Raw genomic sequence first — 21520 nt, forward strand, 5'->3', positions numbered from 1 at the left:
AGCTTGATTTTGCACATCTCGACTTTTGTACGACCTTCTCAGCGACGCAACACCTTATGGTTTATGTTTTCAATGTCTAGGCTGCAGCGTTCCCGAGAAGGTCGTACATTTCTGCCCCGGGTGCAGGGGCCCGGCGCAGGGGGCCGGGCACAGAGAGGCTCGCCCCACCTCATTCCTCGATGCGGCGGATGGCGGGGATCGCCCAGGTCACGCAGGCGAGAAGGACCATCGCGAAGCCGGCGCCCACAAACCACGCCGGCGCACCCACCGCGTCGGCAAACAGCGATGACGCCGCGAGCCCCAGGGGCAGCGCCCAGGACATGATCGCCCCGTAGAGCCCAAAGACGCGCCCCAGGTACTCGGGCGGGACCTTCTCCTGCATGAGGGCGGTCTGCGGCCCGGAGTAGAAGGGCGAGCTCAGGCCCATGAGGAAGCTCATGGCGAGAAACGCGACAAAGCCGCCGGCGTCGAGCAGGCCCGCCGCAAGCGTGGCTACGCCGTAGAGCGCCGTCGCCACCACGACGGTGAGCGCACGGTTCTTGAACCCGCCCGTCGCCGTGAGCAGCGCGGAGCCCGCGATCATACCCACCGAGAACACGATCTCCGCCGTGGCGGCGTCGCCCGTGGTGCCACCGAAGTGGTCGAGCGTCATGAGCGGGAAGAGCGCCGAGATGGGCGAGAAGACCAGCGTGAACACGAAGCCGCACCACAGCAGCGCGAAGAGGCCACGGTAGCCGCGCAGCACGCGGTAGCCGTCGGCGGTCTCCGCGGCGAGGGCGCGCGCCTGGGCCACGAGGCCGAGGCCCTTCTCGCCCGCCGTCACGCCGGCCCCCGAACCCCCAACGTCGAGCCGCGCCGCCAGCACCGCGACCGTGGCAAAGAGCGCGCCCGCCACGTCCAGCGCGATCATGGCCGTGAGCCCCCAGAGCGGGTAGATCACCGCCGCTATGGCCGTACCGAGGATGTAGCCGCCCGACTGGACGGCCTGTGTCACGCCCGCGAGGCGCGTGAGGTGCTCGGCCGGCGCCACGAGCGGCGTGAGCGCCTGGAAGGCGGGCGTGTGCAGGGAGCTGCCGATGGCCCGCACGAAGAGCGCCGCCATGACCACCCACACAGGCAGCGCGCCCGTGAGCGAGACCATCGCCACGACGGCACTCACTGCGGCGATGAAGAGGTCGGCCCCGATGAGCGTGGTCCTGAGCGGCAGGCGGTCGACGATTGCCCCCGCGAAGGTACCGAAGAGCGCGAGCGGCAGAAAGCCCGCGAGCGACGCCAGCGAGAGCATGCTCGCCGAGTTTGTAGTGAGCGTGATGTGCCAGACGAAGCCCATCTGCAGGATGGAGCTCGTGAGCACCGAGACGAGCTCGCCGCCCCACACGCACGCGAGCTTGAGCTTCCAAGAGGTGTTTGTCACAAGAATTCCCGTCCTAAGACAAAAGGGGCTGGTTCGTTTATCTTATCGAAGCGCCCTCCAGTATGCCACAGCAATCTGCGTGCGATTCTTCAGATGGAGCTTGGCAAGGATCGAGCTGATGTGGTTGCGAACGGTACCCTCGCCCATGTAGGCGGCGGCCGCGACCTCCCGGTTGTCCAGCCCCTCGGCAATGAGCGCCACGACATCGCGCTCGCGGTCTGTGAGCTGGGGAAAGATCGCCGTGAGGTCGGGCTTCTCGGCCACCGGCGCACCCGCTCCCAGGGCGACCGCCCGCTCCAGCACCTCGCCCTCCAGCACGCTGCGCCCTGCCATCACCGCGCGCAGCGCCGGGGCCACCCCCGCCACGTCCTGCTTGATGAGGTAGCCCGCAGCGCCCAGAGCAAGGGCGCGCACGATGTACTCGTCGTCGGAGAAGGTGGTGAGAAAGACCACGCGCGGCGACTCCGGGGAGGCGAGGATCTTCTCGGCGGCGGCAAGGCCGTCCATCCCCGGCATCTGGATGTCGAGAAGGACGATGTCAGGCGCGGCGTCGGCCGCCAGGCGCACGGCGTCGGCCCCGTCCGTCCCGCAGCCTGCGACCTTGATGTCGGGCTGTGCGTCCAGCACGATCTGGAGCGACTCCACCACCACGGCGTCGTCGTCTGCTATGACGACCCTCATGTGCGCCTCCTATCTCCACCAGAGCGCGGCACGCTGGCGAAGACGGTCCAGCCTCCGCCCTCGCCGGAACCGACGCGAAACGTCCCGCCGAGCGCGCGCACGCGTTCCTCCATCGAGGCGAGCCCCATGCCGGGGCCACTACCGGGCGCGCCGGCCGCCGTCGTTCCATCATCAGTCACCGTGAGCCGCCAGAGGCCCGGGTGCTCCACCAGCTCCACGCTCACGTGGCGCGCGTTCGAGTGGCGCAGCACGTTGGAGACGGCCTCACGCGCGACCGCAGTAAGGCAGCTCGCCACGGCAGCCGGCGCCTCCCCCGCCTCCACGCGCACCGTGGGCGCGAGCTCCGTCCCCTCGCAGGCACGCTCCACGACCGCGCGCACCTGTACCGAGAGGTCGCAGGCATCGTCGCGCAGGTCGTGCACGCTCGCGCGCACCTCGTCGAGCGCCTCGCGCACGGTGAGCGCCACGGCGGCGAGGTCCTTCTCGGCAGGCTCGCCGCTGTGCACCACGCGGTACGCCTCGGCCTGCACCACGGCGCGCGTGAGCAGGTGGCCCACGTTGTCGTGGATGTCTCGCGCGATGCGGGCCCGCTCAGAGAGCGTGGCCAGACGCACCTCATAGTCCTGCGCGTCGAGGAGCTCGCGGTTCTTCTCGGCAAGGGAGAGCTCGGCGGCGCGCAGCTCGTCGCGGGTGCGCAGGGCGTCGCGGTCGCGACACTCAAAGACGCCGGCACGAAGCCCGAGCCACGCGCCCACCACGGCCCCAAGAACGGCGAGAAGGACGACAGAGCCCTCGGCGCCAACGCACCAGCCAAGCGCAAGGGCAACGGGTGCGGCAAGGGGCGCAAGCCGCGCGCGACCTCCTTCGAGCGATGCGACGAAGCAGAGGTCACAGGCAGCGACGCCGAGCAGCGCAGCGGAGTTAGGCAGCACGCACACGAGGGCGCAGCACAGAAGCGGCGGCACGAGGCGTACCGACCCGCGCAAGACCTCGACGAGCGAGGCCGACGTCACGGCCGCAAGCAGCGCGACCACGACCGCCGCGCCCACCGTCCCGCGCGCGGTGGCAGCGAGCGCGGGCAGGCAGGCGACGAGCGCCACGACCTTGTCGACGAGTCTCTCCATAAGGGCGATTCTAGCAGGGCCGCCGGACGCTCCCCTACGCGGCGCCCGCCACACGACGACGCGCGCGGCCGACGGCGAGCCCAGCGGCGCAGATTGCCACGGCAAAGAGCGCCACGATTCCCACAGACGTGCTCACCTCGGCGAGAAGGGCAGGCGTGACGCCGTTCGCACCAAGCGCGGCCTCCACGGCGCTCGAGGCCCAAAACGAGGGCGAGAGGCGAGCCGCGGCCTGCACGCCCGCAGGCAGGAGCGCAAGCGGCACCCAGGCGCCGCCGAGAAAAGAGAGCACCATCGCGCCGATGTTGCCGACCGCGTTGAGCGCCTGCTCGGAGAGTCCCAACTGCGCGAGAAGAAACGCAATCGCCAGCGGAACAAGCGCGAAGGGAAGCATCGAGAGGAGTGCTAGGCCAACGAGCAGCGGATCCACGCCCGTAAGCGAGCCCCCGCAGGCAACGACGCCCACCAGGCACGTCCACGCCCACACGCAGACCACGAGCACGCAGCACGCGCCGAGTTCGCCGGAGGCAAGGCGCGCGGGCGCAACGGGAGCGGCGGCGTTGCGGCGACGAATCTCCGGGCGCTGATACGCGGCCAACGTGACGCCGGCAACGACCACGATCGAGCTCATGACAGAGTAGGTCGAGAAGCGCAGGTAGACCGCGAGCCCGCTGCCCGTCGCATCCTCCGTGCCCGTGGAGTCCACACTCATGTCTACCCGCTCGTCCGCGACGGCGAGCGCGAACTCGGCCACCTCGGATGCGGTGGCGTCCGGCTCGAGCGCGGCCGCCTGGGCGGCGAGGCTCACCCAGCGCGAGGTCGCCGTCGCGGCCAGGGCGCCCGCCTGCACGTCCGTGCCATAGGCGACCTCGAGCGGTGCGGGGTCGCGCCCGGCACGCGCGTCCGCGATCAGGCCCTCCTCAAAGCCGGCGGGCAGCACGACCAGGCAGTCCACGGCACCGGTCGCGACGCTGTCCTGCAGCGCGAGCGGCTCGTCGTCCACGGTCACGACCTCAGCGTTCTTCTTTGCCCAGGAAACGAGCGCGCCCGAGAGCTCGGAGCCGTCACGATCCACGACGGCCACGCGGGCCTCGAATGCCGGTCCGGAGGCAGCCGCAGCGGCGCCGGTGCCCAGGTCGCCGATCACAAGCACGCCCAGCAGCGAGAGAAAGACCACGTACACGGTCAGATAGACGGGGTGCGCGGCCGCCACGCGCAGCGCGGTCCTAAAGATGCTCATAGCTCTGCCTCCTAAAGGCGACCGTGGCCAGGACGAGAAGGACGAGCGAGGCCGCCACGCAGACGGCGACGCGCAGGGCGAAGGGGGCGAGCGACGTGTAGAAGTAGAGCGAGTAGAACGTGTCACAGACGAGCTTGGTGGGGTTGACCCACGCGGTCCACGGTGCGGTGCGCGCGAGCCAGTCCGAAAGCTCGAGCGCCGCGGTGCCGTAGAGGCCCGCAAAAAGCGAAAGCAGGCACGTGAGGCCCGTCATGATGCCGGAGCGGGCGGAGAGGTCGGCACGGATGGGCAGCGCTCCGACAAACGCGCCGATCGCGGTGGCGAGCAGCGAGCACGCGCCGACCCCCACCAGGCAGAGGCCCTCGCGCCCCGCAAAGTCCACGCCCACCACGAGGAGCAGGAACGCGAAGGCGAGCGCGAGCGCCGCAAACGATACGACCCACGCGCCGGCAACGCAGCCGACGAGCTGGCGCCCGCGCGGCGTGCCCGCGACCGCACGTCGCGCGCCGAGCTCGGAGACGCAGGGCTGCGCGGAGGCCACCGCGAGCATGCCCGCCTGCGTGGCCATGAGCGTGGCCATGCCGAGAAGCGCGTAGTAGTAGCGCACGATCTCGTCGGGCGTGGCGTGGGTGACCTGAGCGCGCTCGACGCCGGCGGAGAGCCCGAGCGCCGAGGCCACGGCGGCGGGATCGTTGAGCGTCGCCGGGTCGCGCTCGGCGACCTCGGCCATGAGCGCGCCAGACTGCACGTACGAGCTGGCCACGGCCTCGAGCACCGCGGCGCCCACCGATCCGGTGTCGGCAACCGTGAGATCGGGCGCGCCGTCGGCAGAGACCTCGTAATAGCCCTCGACCTCGCCAGCGGCAAGAAGATTGGCCGCCTCGCCGCTCGTCTCAACGAGCCGCAGGTCAAGAAGCTGATTGTCGCCATCTGCGGCGAGCGCCTCGAGGACCTCGGCGAAGTCGAGGGTCTCGGCGGCGCCGTCCTTCTCGTCCGCCGCTCCCACGAGCGCCACGGAAATCGGGTCCGCGACGCCGTCCGTGCGCATGCCGGAGAACATGAACAGGAAGATGGTTGACATGATGATGGGGAACGCAAGCACCCAGATGATGACCGAGGGCGCACGAACGAGCGATTTGAGCGTCACCACAAACGAGCTTCCCATGGCTGCCCCCTAGTCGCGCAGCTCGCGGCCGCAGAGCTCAAGAAAGACGTCGTTTAAGGTAGGCGGTTCGCACATCACGCGCCCCAGGCGCACGCCCGCGCCCGCGAGCGCACCGAGGACGTCGGTGAGGTTGTGGGGGCTCGGCTCGCAGGTCACGAGCAGCGTGCCATCCGAGAGCTCGGCCGAGCGCACGTGCGAGAGGCCGCGCAGGCGCTCGAGCGTGCCTTCGCGCAGCTCGCCCACCTCGGCCGTGATCTTCGCGCCGAGGCTGATCATGCGCTTGAGCTCGTCAGCTGTGCCCTGCGCCACCGCCCGCCCGCGGTCGCAGATCATGATGCGACCGCAGATCTGCTCGACCTCCTCCATGTAGTGGCTCGTGTAGACCACCGTGGCGCCCTCGTCGCGCAGGCGGCAGATGCCGTCCAGGATGTTGGCGCGGCTCTGCGGGTCAACGGCGACGGTGGGCTCGTCGAAGAAGATGAGCTCCGGGCGGTGGGCGATGCCGCAGGCGATGTTGAGCCGCCGCGCCAGGCCGCCGGAGAGCTTGCCCGGGCGAAAGCGCACGTAGTCGCCGAGGCCCACAAAGTCAATCGCCTCGTCCACCAGCTGGCGGCGCCGGCGGCGGTCGCGCACGTAGAGCGCGCAAAAGGCGTCCACGTTCTCGCGCACGGTGAGCTCGTCGAAGACGGCCACCTGCTGCGGGACCACGCCCACTCGCGTCTTGAGATCGTAGCGGTTCGGCCCCATCGGCTCGCCGAAGAGCTCGATGGTGCCACGGTCGTAGGAGAGCAGCTGGAGGATGCAGTTGATGGCCGTGGTCTTGCCCGAGCCGTTGGGGCCCAGGAGGCCAAAGATCTCCCCCTTGCGCACGGAGAGGTCCAGGTGATCGAGCGCGACGAGCTCGCGATAGCGCTTGACGAGACCCGTGACGCGGACGACGTCTTGCGATGGTGCGGTCTTCACATGCGACATGGCAGCCCCTTTCTCTTGACGTCATTGTCCCGGGCACGCCCTGCGCGCGGAAGTGAGTTTTGTCACGAGTGAGGCCCCGCGCGCAAAGGGCGCTCCGTGCGATAATCTGGAGTCACGCCACACGAAAGGACCCGTATGGACGAGCTCGAAGAGGTCGAGAAGAACGCCGCGCCAAGCTCGCAGGCGGTGCTCTACCGTCCCGCACCCACCGTCGAGGAGCGCCGGGCCGCCGGGCTCGCCGCGCGCGAGGCGTGCCCGATCGAGACGCTCGGCGCCTGGGAGCCGCGCGCGTCCAGCGAGCCTGCGATCGACCTCATCGAGCAGCAGTCCGTCACGCGTGACCCGGGCCTCGTGCCGCTGCGCTACGAGCGCATGGGCGTCTCGCCGTTCACGTTCTACCGCGGCAGCGCCGTCATCATGGCCGCCGACCTCGCCACCATGCCCGTCACCGGCATCGAGGTCCAGTGCATCGGCGACGCGCACGTCGGCAACTTCGGCATCTTCATGAGCCACACGCGCCACCTCGTCTTTGACGTCAACGACTTTGACGAGACCGCACCCGGGCCCTGGGAGTGGGACGTCATGCGCCTTGTGGCGAGCATCGAGATCTGCGGGCGCGACCGGGGCTTCTCCAAGCAGGACCGCAAGGACGCCGTGCGCGCCTGCGCCAAGCAGTATCGTCGCGCGATGGCCCACTTTGCGGAGAAGGGCGAGCTCGACGTCTGGCACGCCCATCTCGACGTCGAGCGCATGCTCGACGAGTTCGAGCTCGACGGCAAGACCGGGCGAACCATCCGCAAGGTCGTGGAGAAGGCGCGCGAGAAGGACAGCGTGCGCGCGGCCGACCGCCTCACGGTGCGCGATGGCGGGCGCCTGCGCTTTGACACCCGCCCGCCCGAGCTGGTGCCGCTCTCTGAGCTCTCCGCCGAGCAGGGCTACGACACGGCCCAGCTTGGCCACACGCTGCACAGCCTTCTGAACGCCTACTTTGGGAGCATCCCCCGCGACCGCCGCGTCCTTCTCGGCCACTACCGCCTGCAGGACGCCGCGCGCAAGGTCGTGGGCGTGGGCTCGGTGGGGCGCCGCGCCTGGATCGCGCTGCTCACCGGCCGCGACGAAGACGACCCGCTGGTCCTCCAGGTCAAGGAGGCCGAGGAGTCGGTCGTTGAGCGCTACTGGCGCCCGAGCGGCTTTGCGAGCCACGGCGAGCGCGTGGTGGAGGGCCAGCGCCTCGTGCAGTCCACGAGCGACTTTTTGCTGGGCTGGACGAGCGTACCCACGGCGGGCGGCGGCACGCGCGACTACTACGTGCGCCAGCTCTGGAACGGCAAGGGCTCGATCGACCTCGCCGCAGTGGGCCCGGAGAGCCTCGAGAACGTCGCGCGGCTCTGCGCGTGGTCGCTCGCGCACGCGCACGCCCGCACCGGCGACGAGGTTGCCATTGCGGCCTACCTCGACGAAGGACACACCTTCGAGGACGCCATGTGGGACTTCGCCCGCGCCTATGCCGACCAGAACGAGGCCGACTATCAGGCGTTTGTTGAGCGAATTAACTCGTAGCTGCCTTCTATACGTCCTTGCTCAGCACGGCAACACGCTGCTGCGAGAGACCCACGAGAGAGGCGATGTCACGCAAGGTGAGACCCTCCTCGCGAAAGCGGCGGATTATTTGTCTAGTGAGGCTTGAGGATATGCGCCGCTTCTCCTCAGCCTCTCTGCGAGCTGCCTCGAGCTCCTCAAGCATTCTTTGCGAGTCAGAGTCAAGCACTGGCAGAACCTCAACGGCATCCACTTCAACGCCGAGCAGCGACGCCGCGTCACGAACCATATTGGCAACTTGGTCGAGCCTGCGAGCTTGGGTAAACAGACCCGGAATCTCCTCGACGGAAATGGCCCACCAACCCTCACTCCGAGTCACGCGCGCCGTTACGTCCTTTGCCATGTCACTCACCTCCAAACAGGTGGCGGAGTATCGCGCGAGAAGTAACCTCATTCACCTCAGAATGACGGGGGATTGTCGTCTGTCTGTTCCCAACGCTCACCTTTGTGTGGCTCGAGTCCTCTTCCCAGAACACCACAAGCCCCTTTGACTTCGCCAGCTCGGAGATTTGTCTTCTAAGGACGCGATACTTCATTAAGTACACTCCCATTGATAACACAACTCAATAGATATTGTCTAAATAAGGTTATGGGGATTGAATTAGGCGAGTGACTGCCTACCCAAAGGTTTCGAGGTACTCCGCACAGGACATGGCGCGAACCTTGGAACGCTTGAACGCCGCCGCGTCGCGCGTGAGGATGACGTCAACGTCATTGAGCTCGGCACAGGCGCGGATGAGGCCATCCTCAAAGTCCGGCTCGCCGCAGCCGAGCGAGAGCTCGCACTCCTCCGCACCCATCGGCGCGATAACGAGCAGCTCGCGCAACCACTCGATTGATCTTCTCGCCTGCGCCTCGTCGTACTGTCGCTGCAGCACGTAATACGCATCCTTGAGAGACCCCACGGCAGCAAGCCCCAGGTCTCCCCCGCCATTGCACCGGCGAAGGACCTCACATGCCTCCGTGGACTGCGGCCTTTCCTTGCAAACCGCATCGAGAAGAACGTTGGTGTCGAAGAGCAGCCTCCTGCTGTTGAAGTCACGCATAGCGGCTCGCAATCATGTCGCGCATCTGCTCCTTGGTGAGGTTGACCAGCCACGGCTCGGCCTTGGGAAGGCTCTCCCTGAACTCCATGAAGCGCTCCCAGGCACCACGGGGCTCTTCCACCGGCACCACCTCCGGCACCTCGCCCGTGCGCGCGATGCTCTCCCAGACCACCTTGATGACCTCGGCCGGCGTGGACCCCGCCGCGCGGATGTAGGCGTCCGCACGCTGACGGATCTTCTCGTCCACGCGCCCGGAAACGACTGAGGTTGCCATGCGAGCCTCCTTTGTAGACGTGTCTACATTGTAGCAGAGAGAGCGTACAGGCACCTCACGCGACACGAAAGAAGTCAACGTAAGTCAAACAAGTCAACAGAAGTCAAAGAAATCAAAGAACTGGGTGTAGCGCCTGCTCGAGGCTGGTGTAATAGAGGAGCCCCGACCGGGCGTCTTCAAGTTCGCCCTCCCGGGGTTTAGGGAGTATCTGCTCGAACACGCATAGGCAACCACTCGGTCGCCCTGACTCATATGACCTCATCCCCTTCCCGTCCGAGAAGGAGCGCTGGGCGAGAAGGACTTCTTCGTCCTCACCACCAACGTGGACCACTGCTTCCAGCGCGCGGACGACACGCTCGTAGAGGACGAGGGCTGGCACGCCGCCGCAGCCCGCTACCAGGACTTCGTTCGCCGTCACCGGGGCTCGCGCCTGCTGCTCTTGGAGATTGGCGCAGGCGGCAACACCCCCGTCTTCATAAAATACCCCTTCCGGCAGATGGCGGCCGAGAACCCGCGTGCCACCTACGCCTGCGTGAGCCTCGGCGAGGCCATGGCGCCCGCGGAGATTTCCGAGCGGAGCGTCCTTCTCGACATGGGCGCGGCAAATACGATCGAAGCACTACTCAAACAATAGGGGCATGCCAGTTGAGCTTCCTGACGAAAGGTGGGGCGCTATCGAGGTGAAGCTGAGCGAGGAGAAGGTGCCAGCAGCAGAGCGCAACCTCCTCAGGCTGCGCGACAAGATTGCACGTAACCCCGCCGCACGTAACGAGAATCCCTCGTTCCTTGCGGTCCTTGTTGGCAAGGCGTCCTTCTGCAGAAGGACGCCCAACGGAGTGTTTGTTGTCCCCATTACCGAGCTGGGGGCATGAGGCAATAGCCCACGAGGCACGGTGTCTCGCGCAGGCGCGTCACTCTTCCCGGCCGAACGCCTCCCAGAGCAGCGTCACGATGCCGCAGACGAGACCACCCACCGGCCAGGCTACCCAGAACCACATGGCCGAGGTGCCCTCCGGGGTCCAGGAGTCCATGTTTGGCGCCGAGAACACCGGCGCAAAGAGAAGCGCCAGGCCCACAATCGTGGCCACGATCATGATGACGCCGCACACCGCGCCGAGCTTCTTGCCACGCCGCTTCTGGGCGAGAAGAGCCTCGCGCCGTGCCTCGTCCAGCTCTGCGGACACGATGTCCTCCACCTCGAGATCCTCGGCGATGGAGCGGTTGTACTCCTCGACGTTGACCCGCCCGAGCAGCATGCCGCCGCGCACGATCCACCACACGCCCAGGGCGATGAAGAGCATGAGCAGGAAGAGCCCCCAGTTCTCCGCCGTCCTCTCGAGCATGAGCAGGCAGCCGATGCCCGCGAAGATGAGCGCGAGGCCGGCGATGAGCGAAGCTGAGAACTGCCGGCGGGCGGCGGCGCGGTCCTCGTCTGTGTAGAAGTCCTCCACGTAGGGGTGCGCCTTCTGAAACGCCGTGTGCTCCATGCCCGCGGGCACGAGAAACGCGAGGCCCGCGAGGATGCCCACGAGCACGATGATCACGAAGAGGCCGTCGCGCCCGTTCCAGGACGCCAGCTCGACGGCACCCTCAAAGAGCAGGCCGAGCGCGATGCCCAGGAGGATGAGGGCCACGCCGGTGGGGACCTTGAGCGCCATCATGCGCTGGTGCTCCTCGTACCCGCAGACGTCGGTGGGCGGGCCGGCGGGAATGGGGGCCGCCGTCGCAGGCGCGGCGCGGCCGGTGAGGTCGCCCGTCACGAGCTCGTCGAGTGTGCAGTCGAAGATCTCGCACATCTTGAGCAGCTTGTCCATCTCCGGCTGGCTCTTCTCGGCCTCCCACTTCGTGACGCTCTGGCGTGAGACGCCGAGCAGCATGGCCAGCTGCTCCTGGGTCATGTTGCGCTCTGCGCGCAGGTGCTGAAGGTTGTCGCGAAAGCTCATGGTCTGCCCTTCTTCGGGGGTGTGCGCTGTCTGCCGGCACCTTGTATTCTGCGGGTGCGCACGGCGCAATTCTACCAACCAGCGGTGCGCAATTTGGCCGATTTTGCGGCAACCAGAAGGCGCCTGCAGGTTGCGCGCCGCAGGTAGAGGAGCCTAAACACCCGCTGGTCACTCACAAACTCACAAGTTTCCCGCTCATTCCGCTAGCTTGGGGGAAGAGACAACGAAATCGTCTGTCTTTCAGCTATACCTGAAAGACAGCACTTCAGATACGCATCTTTCGGGCATAACTGAAACTATCCTTTCCATAGCTCAAAAGCGACTGCCCTCGTTCACGCCTTGCGGCGCACAGGCACCCAGATCTCGCTGTAGGCGGTACCGTCGTCGCGAACGTCGCTGAACGAGAGCATGCGGAAGCCGTCGAGCTCGTAGGGCACCTCGGCGAGCCACTCGGCATAGATGCGGGCGGTCGTCTGCTGCATGGTCTCGGGATGGGGGCCGTCGTTGGGAAAGACCGCCCAGGTGAGCGCCGGCACCTCCACGAGCGCGAGCCCCTCCCTGGCCGCGCGCGCCGTAGTGGGCACGCCGATGAGGTGCGTGAGCTCGCCCGCCTCCTCCTGGAAGTTGGTGTCCGGGTTCCAGGAGGCGTTCACCACGCGACGCGGCTCCGTGTCCATCAGGCGGTGCATCTCGGCGCGCTGCACCTCCGTGATACTGCGCGCGAGCTCCGCGATCGCGGGGTTCTCGCCCTCGAACTGCATCGGCACGCGCGCCGCGACGCCAGCAAGGCGAAACTCGCCCTTCTCGACGATGCGATACTCCATGAGATGACCTCCCTTTACATCAATCGCAATATGCAGGGGCGAGCGCATGTGCGAACCAAGCCGTGCGACGTCCGAAGGAAGTGTGCCGCACCAAGAGCGAAACGCCCGAGAGAAGCCCTCGACCGACCCGTAGCCATAGCGAAACGCGACCTCGGTGACGGAGGCGCCGGCCATGAGGTCGGATGCCGCCGCGGAGAGACGTCGCTCGCGGATGTAGCGCGATGGCGTCATGCCGGCAATCAGTAGGAGCGCTGTGCGAAGCTGCTCCTCGGTGACACCGGCCGCCCGGGCGACCTCCTCGGTCGTGGGAGCCTCGGTCAGATGGCGCTCGATATAGTCGAGCGCGCGCTCCAGATACGAACCCGACAACCTCTCACCCCCTCCTGCGAAATTGTACGTTGCAGCACCCAGTCGTGCCCGACAGTTAGTCGAGAACTATGTCGGCTGCAATGAGACGACCACCTTTCCACCTGGGTAAGCTGACGGCAACAGCATCCCGCATCACTCATCGCGCTCAGACGACCAGTTTCGAGGTTCTTCTCGCCAGCTTTTGGTCGTCTGGACGCGATGAACGATGCAGGGGCGGGCGGCGTGCGCACACTCCGCTGAGGTGCGCACGCCGCCCGGACGTGGTACAAAGGAGGCACACCTCGAACGAAGGAGGACCCATGCGCCACCGTGCCGTCGCTATTGCCCTCGCCGCTTCGCTGTCCCTCTCGCTTGCCGGGTGCTTTGGCCTGGGCGAGAAGGACGAGGACTCTACCGGTCTCACGAACATGCTGACGGACATGGCCGAGAACGCCACGGAGGTCGCGCGCGAGCTCGAGAGCATCGACTGGAGCAAGACCGTCCGCGCCGTGGTGTACGATGCGGACGGCTCGCAGGTGGCCGAGATCACGGACCAGGCGCAGATCGACGAGATCTTCTCGCCCCTCTCCCAGGTGAACGGCCTGGCGCCCACGCCGGACGCAGAGCGGGAATACGTGGTCGAGATCTGGGAGCCCGAGACCATCAGGCTGGGGCAGTCCGCAGACGACGTGGGCGAGTACAAGGCCCTGGAGGTCGTCACCTACAAGGGCTCCGACGTGGTCACGCTCACGGTGGTTCCCATCAGCCTCTCGATCAACCTTTCGAGCGAGGGCGGCGTCGCCGACGCCATCCGCGCGCTCGCGTAGAGCCGGGTTCGGCGGTGTGCGCACTCTGCCGGGTTGTGCACACTCGGCGGCGGTGTGCGCACTTCTCGCCGACGCGTCTACCTGCGCATCTGTCGAGAAGGACCTCTGAGGCAGTGTGCACAACGCCGCGCAGTGTACACAACGCCGAGGAGTGCGCACAACGCCCGCGGCACGAGCCGGCTATCTCAGGTACGCGGAATTGGGGAAGCGTGTCTCTATGGCACGTTTTGGGTCAAAAGGGGTCTGTCCCCTTTTGAATCACCCAAGCAGCCGACGCAGCAGGCCCTCGCGGCCGTTGATGAAGAGCTCCGTCACTTGATACGCCTCGGTCTCCTCGTAGGAGATCTCGCGCAGCCGGTCACCGTCAAAGGAGACGATCTGCGCCCCCGGCAGCCCAAGCAGAATCGGAGAGTGCGACGCCACAATGAGCTGGCTTCCGTGCTCGGCAAGCTCGTGCATCTCATAGAGCAGCGTGAGCTGGCGCGAGGGCGAGAGCGCGGCCTCGGGCTCGTCCAGGAAGTAGAGGCCGTTCTCCTTGGAGCTGTCCTGGATGAAGCCGAGAAACGCCTCGCCGTGCGACATCTCGTGCAGGTAGCTCCTGCGGCCGGTGGCGGGGTTGCGATACGTCATGCCCTCTCCGCCTGGCAAGAAGCTGTAGTCCTCCGCCTTGCTCGCCACGTTGTAAAAGCTCTCCGCACGCAGGAAGAACGTGTTCCAGGGGCGCAGCAGATCGCGCCTCATGTCGATGCCCTCATGCAGCGCAGAATGCGAGTCGTGCGTGCGAAAGACGTAGTTCTGCGTGCCGCCCTCCGGGTTAAGTCCGTACGCCACCGCCATGGCTTCAAGCAACGTTGACTTGCCCGAGCCGTTCTCCCCGACAAAAAACGTCACGTTGCTCGTGAAGACGAGCGGCTCTTTCCCCAACGCCGCAAGCGCGGGAATGTTTCGCAGATAGTCGTCCGTGTGAACAAGCTCCCAGCGAATGGCTACCGACTTGATGAAGTGCCCCTCGCCCATGGCATCACCTCTCGACCCTGCCGAGAAGACCAATGAGCTTCTTGTCAAACGTCACGACGTCGCGTCCGAGCTCCTGGCGCTCTGCGGCCAGCACACAGTCGACGAAGTCGAACGAGCTGCCGCCGTAGAGCCCGAGCGCCGCCGCAGCCACGTTCTTGCGCCGGCACGTGACCTCGTCGAGCAGGATGCCGAGGCTCTCCGCGATGCGCGACCTCGGCACATGGTAGACGCCCGCGAGCACGTAGACGCACTCCGCGAGAACCTCGACGGTGACCTCGGCGCCCCCTGCAATAGCCTCGGCAGCGGCCTCAGCCTGCTCCTGGTTGTCCTCCAGTAGATAGCGAAGCGCTGCGTTGGCATCAAGCAGGAATTCCATGCTTTGCCTCCATCGCCCGGGCGAAGGCGCCCTCTTCGAGGCCAAGAGCGTCCTCGTCCGCGTACTCGGCGAGAAGACCGCGCGCTCGACCACCCGTGCCCTCCACACGCGGCAGGGGCACGACGAGCGCCGCCGGGCGTCCATAGCGCTCGAGAATCGCAGCCTCGCCGTTCTTCTCGACACGCTCCACAAGGCTGCTGAGATGGGCCTTTGCCTCCGCGATGCCCATGCGCGCGGCGCCCTCAAGATCGATGGTCAACGTTGTCATAGGGCTCGCCTCCTTCGTTGTGACAAGTATAACCAACATGTTGGTCACAACCAAGAGCAGCAATGTTACGAAGGGACTGTCCCTTCGTAACACACGAACCGCTCGTCTTGCATCGCAGCAGCTCACGGGCCATGTAAGGAACATTTGACAGCCGCAGGTGGCCGCTCGGGACCCGGTGTCTGTCACCTTTGATGGTACGCTCTCCCCCACGGTGGCACGTTCTTCTCGACAGGGGTCGAGCCAAGACGCAGGAGGGAGGCAGCATGGAGCTGGGAAGTCACATCAAGACGCGGCGAGCGGAGCTCGGCATCTCACAGGACGAGCTGGCGGGGCGCATCTACGTGAGTCGCCAGACGATCTCGAACTGGGAAACTGAGGGGGTATGAACGGTTCAGAACGCCTGACAACAGAAAACAACATTATCGCAGGTAGATATAGCCTTTTTCAAAATCAGGAGCGACAGTTCAAAACGCTTCGAAACGCTCCAATCAGGTTCATTCGTACCGGAATTCGTACCGCCCCAGACCCCGGGAGAGACGGTTCCAGAGGGAGAGGAGACCCCCTATGGCAACCGACTGGAAGGCACTCGAGGAAGCCGAGGACCATGCCTACTTCATGGCGGAGCTCATGGACATCTCGCCCGAGAGCTTCACCCTCGAGGAGAAGAAGCAGATCCTGCACGAGCTGATCGAGAGCAAGGTGGCCATCGAGAACGCGATGCGGGACGAGTTCGCGGAGCTCGACGAGGTGACCCAGACCCGCCTGATCGACGACCTCGCGGCGGACGGCCCGAGGAGCCGGGAGTGGTGGTACGAGGTGCTCGTGGACGGGCCCCGTCACCGCGACTTCCCGACGCTCACCGACGGCCCGCGCCGCAGGAGCTAGCCCTGGGAGGCCCGCGCCCTGCTCAGGGGCGCGGGCCTCTCCCTTGTGTACCCCTTTGTGAAGCGCGCGACATGCGCGAACGCTCGCAAGACGGCCCAATCTGGCGGATAATCTTGTCACGCCGCGACGAGAGGAGCACCGGATGAGAGACGCCGCCAAACCCGACCGCAGCGCCATCGGCAGGGCCAGGGCCCTCGCGCTCGCCATCCTCGTGGCGATTTCCCTCGCGGCGCTCCCCGCGTGCTCCGACGACGCCCCGAGCCCCCAGGCGCCCGCGCAGGAGAGCCAGGAGGCCGTGGCAACCGCCCCCGAGAGCGCAGCGGACCCGGAGGAGCCCCAGGCCCAGGAGGCCGACCCCGCCCCTGAGGAGCCAGCGGGGCAGGCCGAGCCCACCGCCTTCGACCTCTCCCAGGTCCCCGCCTACGACGGCAGCCCCTACGTCACGGTCAACGGCAACGTCCCCACCATCGGCGAGGCCGACCTCCCCGCCGCCAGCGAGTCCTACGCGCCCCTCGACCACCTCGGCCGCTGCGGCGCCGCGATCGCCGTCGTGAGCCCCTCGACCATGCCCGCCGAGGGCGAGGAGCGCGGGTCCATCGGCATGGTCAAGCCCTCGGGCTGGCACACCGTGCGCTACGACGACCTCGTTGACGGCCGCTACCTCTACAACCGCTGCCACCTCATCGGCTGGCAGCTCACGGCGGAGAACGCCAACGAGGAGAACCTCGTCACCGGCACCCGCTACATGAACACGGAGGGCATGCTCCCCTTCGAGGACGAGGTCGCCGACTGCGTGGACCGCACGGGAGGGCGCGTCCTCTACCGAGTCGAGCCCGTCTTCGTCGGCGACGAGCTCGTCTGCCGGGGCGTCCACATGGAGGCGTACTCTCTCGATGACGCGGGTATGGGTGTCGCCTTCAACGTTTTCTGCTACAACGTCCAGCCGGGCGTCGGCATCGACTACGCCACGGGCGAGAGCTGGCGCGAGGAGAGCGCCGCCCCGCAGGGGCCGCAGGCCGAGCGGCAGGAGGAGCACACCTACGTCCTCAACACCAACACGAAGAAGTTCCACTACCCGGAGTGCGGTTCGGTGGACCGCATGAGCGAGAAGAACAAGCAGACCGTGACCGACACGCGAGACGACGTCATCGCCCAGGGCTACGACCCCTGCGGCAACTGCAACCCGTAGGCGAGAAGGGCCCCGTCAGGGGGCCCAATGCCTGTCGAGCCAGTCAACAGCCCTGCCCGCCAGCCACATCACCGGCGCGAGCGGAAGTAAGGCAAGGAGAAGGGCCACCGAGAGCGCCACGGCGAGCCCCCAGCGGGCGTCCTCCCGCGAGATCACGACAGGATCTCGTTCACGCGGGCCTGCACGGCGCCGTAGAGCGACCCCAGCCGGCGCCTGCGCTCCTCGCCGTTTCCGTACTCGCCGCGTATGACGGCGCGCGCCAGCGCGTCGACGTCGGCGCCGCCGGACGTCCCGCCGGAGCCCCCTGCGCCCAGCATCTCGTTCACGCGCGCCTGGACCTCGTCGTAGCGGTCGCCCAGCGCGGTCCTCCGCGCCTCCCCGTTGCCGAACTCTCCCGCGATCACGCGGCGCGCGAGGTCGTCCACGTCGTCGGCGGCAGGGGCCTGGGTCGCGGGCGCGCCCGAGCCTCCCGCCAGGATGCGGTTCACCTCGGCCTGGACCTCGGAGTAGCGACTCCCCAGGGCCGCACGCCGCGCGTCCCCGTTGCCGAACTCGCCGGCGATGACGCGCCGCGCGAGCTCGGAGGCGGTCCCGCCGGGGGCGGCGCCCGCCGTCCCGCCGGGTGCCGAGCCGCCCGTGATCGCCGCCTTGAGCGCCGCCCACTTGGACGACGCCACGTAGGGCGCGGGGCAGAGCTTGCCCGTCACGTCGTAGTGGCGGATGACCCCGGAGGCGCCGATGCCGTACTTGGTCATGAGCTTCCTCACGAGCCACGTGAGCTTTTCGACCTCGGTTGTGCTGAAGTCCTCGCCGGCGGAGACGACCTCGATGCCGATGGAGCGGCAGTTCATCGCCCAGTTTCCCGCGTGCCACGCGGTGTCGCCCTCCGCCACGCTCTGGTAGATCTCCGGAGTGACGTCATCCACGAAGTAGTGGGCGCTCGCGCCCTGGCCCTCGTTGCGCGCGAAGTACGTCGCGTTGTTGCGCGCGGAGGCGAGCGTCGCCGTGAAGTGGACCACGATGCGGTCCACCGCCCGCGAGCGCCCACGCGTCATGTGGTCCGATCCGCACTGCTTGAAGAGGACGCTATACGCCATCGGGCACCTCCTCGAAGCCGCCGTCCTCGCCCTCGTCGGGCTCCCAGCCGTCCGGCGCGGCCGCCTCGACGCCCTCGCCGCGCAGCGCCTCCCAGCGCTCCTCCTCGCTCGCGAACTGCTTCTCGTCACTCATCGCCGTCACCGCCCTCGGGCAGCGCCGCGCCGAGCTCCGCCATCACGGGCGACAGCACGGCCATCACGAGCGCCACCACCACGGCGCGCCACGTCGGGTCCAAGACGGCGCACCCCACGATCAGGTCGAGGTTCGCCACCACCACGCCTAGCACGCCCTGCGCCACCGTGCGCGCCAGCCTCCACGGCCATTCGTTCGACGTCAGGAAATCGCTCATTTACCCTGCCCCTTCCGCACGTTGTCGAGCTCCGCCTTCACGACGGCGACGTCCTGCTCCAGGGCGTAGGTGCGCTCGACCATGCGGTTGTGCCTCTCGACCTGCCGCGCCAGGTTGTCGATCTTGACCTCCATGACCGCGCGGCTGCGCGAGTTGGACACGATGACGCCCGCGAGGGTGAGCACCCCCGTCACGAGCGCTGCGACCACCGACTCCATGCGCGCCTCCTCCCCGGAGCGGGAACGCCCCGCCCTCTGGGAGAAGTGTCCAACGCGGTCACAAACGGGCGTGTTTAGCTGCGATGACGTTGTGAATCGTTGCCTTTTGTCGCTTCACAAAAGAGTTCACATAGAGAAGCGCCCGCCGATATTGTGGCGGGCGCTAATAAAAGGCCGCTGCAGAGTTGCCGCGCTAATCCACCGAGGGAGGATCGAGGTCCACCAACCCCCTAAGCAGCGTGACTGAGCCGCCGCGCTAATCCGCCGAGGGAGGATCGAGGTCCACCAACCCCCTAAGCAGCGTGACTGAGCCGCCGCGCAGCACGGTGATGACGATTCCCAGGCCGATGCCGCCTCCCAGCGTGAGGAACGTTGGAGCGAGCTCGCCGCGATCAATCGCAGCGGCCAGGCTGTTTAGCACCCTCTCGATTCCCTTGGCGACGGGGCTGTCGGCAACCTCCTCGGTTAGAAGGGCAGGGAGCTTCGTTTCGCAGTCGTTGTTCATTGCTTTTCCTCCGATTGGTTCGTGGTCCTAAGCCGCCTGCCGTGTTAGGCGATAGATCCCGTATCCTGCCGCCCCCGCTCCCAAGGCGTAGAGGAGAATCGCCACGGCATCGCGTGCAATCTCCGGAATCGTTCCGCCCTTGTCGATGGCGGGTCCGTCCCTAACGGGCGAATCGACCTCGATGGCGCGCTCCGCCGCAGCCTCGCTGCGAGCGGAAGCCCTCTCGGTCATCACGATGAAGTCCGCGACGTCCGAGCGGAGCTGGTCGAAGTCCATCGGGGGCTCGTAGAGGAAGGTCTGCCTTGCGCCCTCGACGACATCGGCGACGGCGGACCTGGCGTCCCGGTCGAGAGCCTCGCCCCTCCTGCCCTCGATGAGCGGGCAGATCTGGCCGCTGTTGCACACGTCCACGAGCCCGAACCGGTCATCGACGACGGCGTTGTTGTTGGCGACGAAGAGGACGCTGCGGACGCATGAGCGGGGGACAGCGCCCGGGGAGGCTTCCTCGATGACGCTGAACAGCACGTGCTCCTTCGCCCTCATCTTCTCGCCGACGTTGTAGCTCCTCTCCCGGGATCGGGCTCGGTCGTGGAAGAACCCGTCGGAGTCGATCTCAGCGTGGTAGTTGAAGAACTTGCTCTCCACGATGTCGATGCCGGAGGGTGTGATCACGATGGCGTCGTACTCGCAGCGCTCGCCCTCGTGCTCCAGCTCGACGTTGAGGAGCACCTCGTTCTCGCACTTGAGCCAGCCGAGGGCGCGCGCCATGTAGCGCTCGCCCCGAGCGCCGTTCACGAGGGATGAGATCTCACGGCTCAGACGGTGGAGCCCCCAGGAGAGGCGGCCGTAGACCTCGGTGTCGCAGAGCGCGTACCGTGACGCCATGTCGCGGAAGTGCGCGGAGAGGTCGTACACGCGCAGCGACTCCGAGTACTCATCTCGGAATACTTCCCTCAGCGCCGCCCGCTCGAAGCCCTTCATGCCGTCGAGAAGCTGGTCGTGGGTGTAGGCCCCCTCAATCATGAAGCCTGTCGCCTCGAGACGGCCAACGATTTCCTTGGTGTTCCCCGCCATATCGAACCTCCTAGTTCGTATCTTCCGTTGCTAGAAGTATCAACTAGCGATACTATTCGTTTCAAGAATGTTTTGAGAAAGATTTCCAGTAGATTTGGGGTAAAAATTTCATGTGCAGCATATTCGATAACAAAGCGGCAAGGTGGTACGAGCGAGTACAGGCATGCTTCAAGCGATACAAAGAGGGCGAGACCGAAAGAGGAGGATTGCGAAAAGTGAGCCAGTCCGAGCTCGTGCGACGGCTAGAGGCGAGGTATCCCAAGGAGCAGGGAAGGCCAAGCCTGACGCAAGTCAACATCAGCAGATGGCTCAACTACGGCGGGGCAGGAAAGAGGGAATCATCGATGCCCTCCATGGAGGTCGCGATAATGCTCGCGGACTTCTTCGGGGTGGACGTGGGCTACCTTCTGGGAGAGACGGACTACCGCTCGTTCACAATGGAGGCCGCAGTGAACTACCTCGGACTAAGCGAGCACGCTATAGAGCACATCAGACTGGCAACAAGGTTCGATACCGCGTTTCGGAGCGTCCACATGCTTCCCATAGAGGCAGGAAAGACAATTAGCTCCCTCCTGGGGTCAAAGAAATTTTTCGACCTGGTAATGGCACTCGAGGAGATGGACAGGGTCTACAACGGGCCAGATATCCAAAAGAAGCTGTTCAGGGAGCTGGAAGAGAAATACGGAAGCGAGATGGTCGCAGAGGCGCTAGAGTTCGAACCTTATGAGCACGAGGGGGAAGAAGTGGACCCCGTTTTCAGGGAAGCGTATATAGAAGTGCAAGATGCTATGGACAAGATGTATGCGGCCAATAACGAAAGGAAGGCGTATGAGGGGAAGGCTCGATACGAGCTTGCCAAGGCATTCGAAGAAGTCGTGAGAGATCTATATCCCGAATAATAGTAGTCCCGCCTCTCGCGCCGCCCGCACGGCAGGCTTGTTCCCGGCGGCACCTGGCGGCGCGTCCACCCCTCCGGCCCATGCGGCGCAGGCGCCGCACGCGCCGGAGGGGTGCCTGTCAAGAGCTCTTCGCGGTGAGGTACCCCGCGCCGCCCACGCCGTCGATCCTCATGTACTGGTAGCCCGCG

Annotated in this window: 27 protein-coding genes and 1 pseudogene; 8 read left to right on the plus strand and 20 right to left on the minus strand. The window is 66.3% G+C overall.

All coding sequences use genetic code 11. The annotated features are described in order from the left end of the window. Positions 1-169: 169 nt before the first annotated feature. From B5F85_RS06180 to B5F85_RS06205, 6 genes are read right to left on the minus strand one after another with little or no spacing between them, the layout of a single operon-like run. Complete coding sequence (locus B5F85_RS06180; protein WP_239386732.1) at positions 170-1414, minus strand: MFS transporter; 1245 nt, start codon at positions 1412-1414, stop codon at positions 170-172. 42 nt (positions 1415-1456) lie between these two features. Next, positions 1457-2095 carry a response regulator transcription factor gene (locus tag B5F85_RS06185; RefSeq protein WP_087315448.1) on the minus strand — a complete coding sequence of 213 codons (639 nt, stop codon included), beginning with the start codon at positions 2093-2095 and terminating at the stop codon, positions 1457-1459. Further along, on the minus strand, positions 2092-3219 hold the full coding sequence (locus B5F85_RS06190; protein WP_087315450.1) for a sensor histidine kinase: 1128 nt from the start codon (positions 3217-3219) through the stop codon (positions 2092-2094). The genes B5F85_RS06185 and B5F85_RS06190 overlap by 4 nt, the downstream gene beginning before the upstream one ends. A gap of 34 nt (positions 3220-3253) precedes the next feature. Next, complete coding sequence (locus tag B5F85_RS06195; RefSeq protein WP_087315452.1) at positions 3254-4456, minus strand: ABC transporter permease; 1203 nt, start codon at positions 4454-4456, stop codon at positions 3254-3256. Beyond that, positions 4443-5621 carry an ABC transporter permease gene (locus B5F85_RS06200; RefSeq protein ID WP_087315454.1) on the minus strand — a complete coding sequence of 393 codons (1179 nt, stop codon included), beginning with the start codon at positions 5619-5621 and terminating at the stop codon, positions 4443-4445. The genes B5F85_RS06195 and B5F85_RS06200 overlap by 14 nt, the downstream gene beginning before the upstream one ends. A 9-nt stretch (positions 5622-5630) precedes the next feature. Beyond that, on the minus strand, positions 5631-6593 hold the full coding sequence (locus B5F85_RS06205) for an ABC transporter ATP-binding protein (RefSeq protein WP_087315456.1): 963 nt from the start codon (positions 6591-6593) through the stop codon (positions 5631-5633). Positions 6594-6728: 135 nt separating this feature from the next. Here B5F85_RS06205 and B5F85_RS06210 point away from each other — a divergent pair, with 135 nt between their 5' ends. Continuing rightward, positions 6729-8153, plus strand: a complete 1425-nt coding sequence (locus tag B5F85_RS06210) for a DUF2252 domain-containing protein (RefSeq protein WP_087315458.1) — start codon at positions 6729-6731, stop codon at positions 8151-8153. 7 nt (positions 8154-8160) lie between these two features. On the opposite strand, the gene B5F85_RS06215 is transcribed toward B5F85_RS06210, so the two are convergent. The 3 genes from B5F85_RS06215 to B5F85_RS06225 all read right to left on the minus strand — a co-directional run bounded on the left by B5F85_RS06215 (position 8161) and on the right by B5F85_RS06225 (position 9512). Further along, positions 8161-8535 carry a hypothetical protein gene (locus B5F85_RS06215; protein WP_087315460.1) on the minus strand — a complete coding sequence of 125 codons (375 nt, stop codon included), beginning with the start codon at positions 8533-8535 and terminating at the stop codon, positions 8161-8163. Between the two features lie 274 nt (positions 8536-8809). Further along, complete coding sequence (locus B5F85_RS06220; RefSeq protein WP_087315462.1) at positions 8810-9238, minus strand: PIN domain-containing protein; 429 nt, start codon at positions 9236-9238, stop codon at positions 8810-8812. Then, positions 9231-9512 (minus strand): type II toxin-antitoxin system RelB/DinJ family antitoxin, encoded by a 282-nt coding sequence (locus tag B5F85_RS06225; RefSeq protein WP_087315464.1) that lies wholly within the window; start codon positions 9510-9512, stop codon positions 9231-9233. Before B5F85_RS06225 ends, B5F85_RS06220 begins: the two co-directional genes overlap by 8 nt. A 322-nt stretch (positions 9513-9834) precedes the next feature. On the opposite strand from B5F85_RS06225, the gene B5F85_RS06230 reads away from it, so the two are divergent. Beyond that, positions 9835-10146, plus strand: coding sequence for a hypothetical protein (locus B5F85_RS06230; RefSeq protein ID WP_087315466.1), 312 nt, complete (start codon positions 9835-9837; stop codon positions 10144-10146). 4 nt (positions 10147-10150) lie between these two features. Further along, on the plus strand, positions 10151-10384 hold the full coding sequence (locus B5F85_RS06235) for a hypothetical protein (protein ID WP_087315468.1): 234 nt from the start codon (positions 10151-10153) through the stop codon (positions 10382-10384). A 39-nt stretch (positions 10385-10423) separates the two neighbouring features. Here B5F85_RS06235 and B5F85_RS06240 read toward each other — a convergent pair whose 3' ends face one another. Beyond that, the gene (locus B5F85_RS06240; RefSeq protein WP_087315470.1) at positions 10424-11455 is read right to left on the minus strand and encodes a helix-turn-helix transcriptional regulator; all 1032 of its coding nucleotides are present in this window, start codon (positions 11453-11455) and stop codon (positions 10424-10426) included. A gap of 332 nt (positions 11456-11787) precedes the next feature. Further along, positions 11788-12648 carry an AraC family transcriptional regulator gene (locus B5F85_RS06245; RefSeq protein ID WP_204204662.1) on the minus strand — a complete coding sequence of 287 codons (861 nt, stop codon included), beginning with the start codon at positions 12646-12648 and terminating at the stop codon, positions 11788-11790. A gap of 299 nt (positions 12649-12947) precedes the next feature. On the opposite strand from B5F85_RS06245, the gene B5F85_RS06250 reads away from it, so the two are divergent. Beyond that, positions 12948-13454, plus strand: a complete 507-nt coding sequence (locus B5F85_RS06250; protein ID WP_087315472.1) for a hypothetical protein — start codon at positions 12948-12950, stop codon at positions 13452-13454. A gap of 258 nt (positions 13455-13712) precedes the next feature. Here the strand turns inward: B5F85_RS06250 and B5F85_RS06255 are convergent, their stop codons facing one another. Genes B5F85_RS06255 through B5F85_RS10660 form a run of 3 tightly spaced genes read right to left on the minus strand, consistent with a single transcriptional unit; the run spans position 13713 to position 15115 of the window. Beyond that, positions 13713-14471, minus strand: coding sequence for an AAA family ATPase (locus B5F85_RS06255; protein WP_087315474.1), 759 nt, complete (start codon positions 14469-14471; stop codon positions 13713-13715). A 4-nt stretch (positions 14472-14475) separates the two neighbouring features. Next, positions 14476-14847, minus strand: coding sequence for a PIN domain-containing protein (locus tag B5F85_RS06260; protein WP_087315476.1), 372 nt, complete (start codon positions 14845-14847; stop codon positions 14476-14478). Then, positions 14831-15115, minus strand: coding sequence for a type II toxin-antitoxin system Phd/YefM family antitoxin (locus tag B5F85_RS10660; RefSeq protein WP_158094566.1), 285 nt, complete (start codon positions 15113-15115; stop codon positions 14831-14833). Before B5F85_RS10660 ends, B5F85_RS06260 begins: the two co-directional genes overlap by 17 nt. Before the next feature lie 263 nt (positions 15116-15378). On the opposite strand from B5F85_RS10660, the pseudogene B5F85_RS06270 reads away from it, so the two are divergent. The 3 genes and pseudogenes from B5F85_RS06270 to B5F85_RS06280 all read left to right on the plus strand — a co-directional run. Beyond that, positions 15379-15486, plus strand: a pseudogene (locus B5F85_RS06270) (helix-turn-helix domain-containing protein); the annotation flags it as partial. A 193-nt stretch (positions 15487-15679) separates the two neighbouring features. Then, a complete protein-coding gene (locus tag B5F85_RS06275) occupies positions 15680-16000 on the plus strand; it encodes a hypothetical protein (RefSeq protein WP_087315482.1) in 321 nt (106 codons plus the stop codon). Positions 16001-16142: 142 nt separating this feature from the next. Further along, on the plus strand, positions 16143-17189 hold the full coding sequence (locus B5F85_RS06280) for a DNA/RNA non-specific endonuclease (RefSeq protein ID WP_087315483.1): 1047 nt from the start codon (positions 16143-16145) through the stop codon (positions 17187-17189). 152 nt (positions 17190-17341) lie between these two features. Here B5F85_RS06280 and B5F85_RS06285 read toward each other — a convergent pair whose 3' ends face one another. The 6 genes from B5F85_RS06285 to B5F85_RS06305 all read right to left on the minus strand — a co-directional run bounded on the left by B5F85_RS06285 (position 17342) and on the right by B5F85_RS06305 (position 20382). Continuing rightward, a complete protein-coding gene (locus B5F85_RS06285; protein ID WP_087315485.1) occupies positions 17342-18286 on the minus strand; it encodes an N-acetylmuramoyl-L-alanine amidase in 945 nt (314 codons plus the stop codon). Beyond that, positions 18276-18419: a hypothetical protein gene (locus B5F85_RS10665; protein ID WP_158094567.1), complete on the minus strand. Its 144-nt coding sequence runs from the start codon at positions 18417-18419 to the stop codon at positions 18276-18278. Before B5F85_RS10665 ends, B5F85_RS06285 begins: the two co-directional genes overlap by 11 nt. Then, complete coding sequence (locus B5F85_RS06290; RefSeq protein WP_087315487.1) at positions 18412-18636, minus strand: alanine racemase; 225 nt, start codon at positions 18634-18636, stop codon at positions 18412-18414. The genes B5F85_RS10665 and B5F85_RS06290 overlap by 8 nt, the downstream gene beginning before the upstream one ends. Then, positions 18633-18854: a hypothetical protein gene (locus B5F85_RS06295; protein ID WP_087315489.1), complete on the minus strand. Its 222-nt coding sequence runs from the start codon at positions 18852-18854 to the stop codon at positions 18633-18635. The genes B5F85_RS06290 and B5F85_RS06295 overlap by 4 nt, the downstream gene beginning before the upstream one ends. Before the next feature lie 256 nt (positions 18855-19110). Continuing rightward, positions 19111-19359 (minus strand): hypothetical protein, encoded by a 249-nt coding sequence (locus B5F85_RS06300; RefSeq protein ID WP_087315491.1) that lies wholly within the window; start codon positions 19357-19359, stop codon positions 19111-19113. Between the two features lie 27 nt (positions 19360-19386). Further along, positions 19387-20382 (minus strand): nuclease-related domain-containing protein, encoded by a 996-nt coding sequence (locus B5F85_RS06305; protein WP_158094568.1) that lies wholly within the window; start codon positions 20380-20382, stop codon positions 19387-19389. 266 nt (positions 20383-20648) lie between these two features. Here B5F85_RS06305 and B5F85_RS06310 point away from each other — a divergent pair, with 266 nt between their 5' ends. Beyond that, positions 20649-21332 (plus strand): hypothetical protein, encoded by a 684-nt coding sequence (locus B5F85_RS06310; RefSeq protein WP_143786146.1) that lies wholly within the window; start codon positions 20649-20651, stop codon positions 21330-21332. The last annotated feature ends 188 nt before the right edge of the window (positions 21333-21520 follow it).

Origin of the sequence: Olsenella sp. An293, assembly GCF_002159495.1 — a bacterium.
Taxonomy (GTDB): domain Bacteria; phylum Actinomycetota; class Coriobacteriia; order Coriobacteriales; family Atopobiaceae; genus Thermophilibacter.

Coding starts and splice junctions, on each gene's coding strand:
- B5F85_RS06285 (WP_087315485.1), bottom strand. CDS start 18,286: ATGGCGTATAGCGTCCTCTTCAAGCAGTGCGGATCGGACCACATGACG.
- B5F85_RS06210 (WP_087315458.1), top strand. CDS start 6,729: ATGGACGAGCTCGAAGAGGTCGAGAAGAACGCCGCGCCAAGCTCGCAG.
- B5F85_RS06225 (WP_087315464.1), bottom strand. CDS start 9,512: ATGGCAACCTCAGTCGTTTCCGGGCGCGTGGACGAGAAGATCCGTCAG.
- B5F85_RS06280 (WP_087315483.1), top strand. CDS start 16,143: ATGAGAGACGCCGCCAAACCCGACCGCAGCGCCATCGGCAGGGCCAGG.
- B5F85_RS06195 (WP_087315452.1), bottom strand. CDS start 4,456: ATGAGCATCTTTAGGACCGCGCTGCGCGTGGCGGCCGCGCACCCCGTC.
- B5F85_RS06240 (WP_087315470.1), bottom strand. CDS start 11,455: ATGAGCTTTCGCGACAACCTTCAGCACCTGCGCGCAGAGCGCAACATG.
- B5F85_RS06215 (WP_087315460.1), bottom strand. CDS start 8,535: ATGGCAAAGGACGTAACGGCGCGCGTGACTCGGAGTGAGGGTTGGTGG.
- B5F85_RS10665 (WP_158094567.1), bottom strand. CDS start 18,419: ATGAGTGACGAGAAGCAGTTCGCGAGCGAGGAGGAGCGCTGGGAGGCG.
- B5F85_RS06235 (WP_087315468.1), top strand. CDS start 10,151: ATGCCAGTTGAGCTTCCTGACGAAAGGTGGGGCGCTATCGAGGTGAAG.
- B5F85_RS06260 (WP_087315476.1), bottom strand. CDS start 14,847: ATGGAATTCCTGCTTGATGCCAACGCAGCGCTTCGCTATCTACTGGAG.
- B5F85_RS06220 (WP_087315462.1), bottom strand. CDS start 9,238: ATGCGTGACTTCAACAGCAGGAGGCTGCTCTTCGACACCAACGTTCTT.
- B5F85_RS06305 (WP_158094568.1), bottom strand. CDS start 20,382: ATGATTGAGGGGGCCTACACCCACGACCAGCTTCTCGACGGCATGAAG.
- B5F85_RS06185 (WP_087315448.1), bottom strand. CDS start 2,095: ATGAGGGTCGTCATAGCAGACGACGACGCCGTGGTGGTGGAGTCGCTC.
- B5F85_RS10660 (WP_158094566.1), bottom strand. CDS start 15,115: ATGACAACGTTGACCATCGATCTTGAGGGCGCCGCGCGCATGGGCATC.
- B5F85_RS06290 (WP_087315487.1), bottom strand. CDS start 18,636: ATGAGCGATTTCCTGACGTCGAACGAATGGCCGTGGAGGCTGGCGCGC.
- B5F85_RS06205 (WP_087315456.1), bottom strand. CDS start 6,593: ATGTCGCATGTGAAGACCGCACCATCGCAAGACGTCGTCCGCGTCACG.
- B5F85_RS06200 (WP_087315454.1), bottom strand. CDS start 5,621: ATGGGAAGCTCGTTTGTGGTGACGCTCAAATCGCTCGTTCGTGCGCCC.
- B5F85_RS06300 (WP_087315491.1), bottom strand. CDS start 19,359: ATGAACAACGACTGCGAAACGAAGCTCCCTGCCCTTCTAACCGAGGAG.
- B5F85_RS06255 (WP_087315474.1), bottom strand. CDS start 14,471: ATGGGCGAGGGGCACTTCATCAAGTCGGTAGCCATTCGCTGGGAGCTT.
- B5F85_RS06250 (WP_087315472.1), top strand. CDS start 12,948: ATGCGCCACCGTGCCGTCGCTATTGCCCTCGCCGCTTCGCTGTCCCTC.
- B5F85_RS06295 (WP_087315489.1), bottom strand. CDS start 18,854: ATGGAGTCGGTGGTCGCAGCGCTCGTGACGGGGGTGCTCACCCTCGCG.
- B5F85_RS06275 (WP_087315482.1), top strand. CDS start 15,680: ATGGCAACCGACTGGAAGGCACTCGAGGAAGCCGAGGACCATGCCTAC.
- B5F85_RS06190 (WP_087315450.1), bottom strand. CDS start 3,219: ATGGAGAGACTCGTCGACAAGGTCGTGGCGCTCGTCGCCTGCCTGCCC.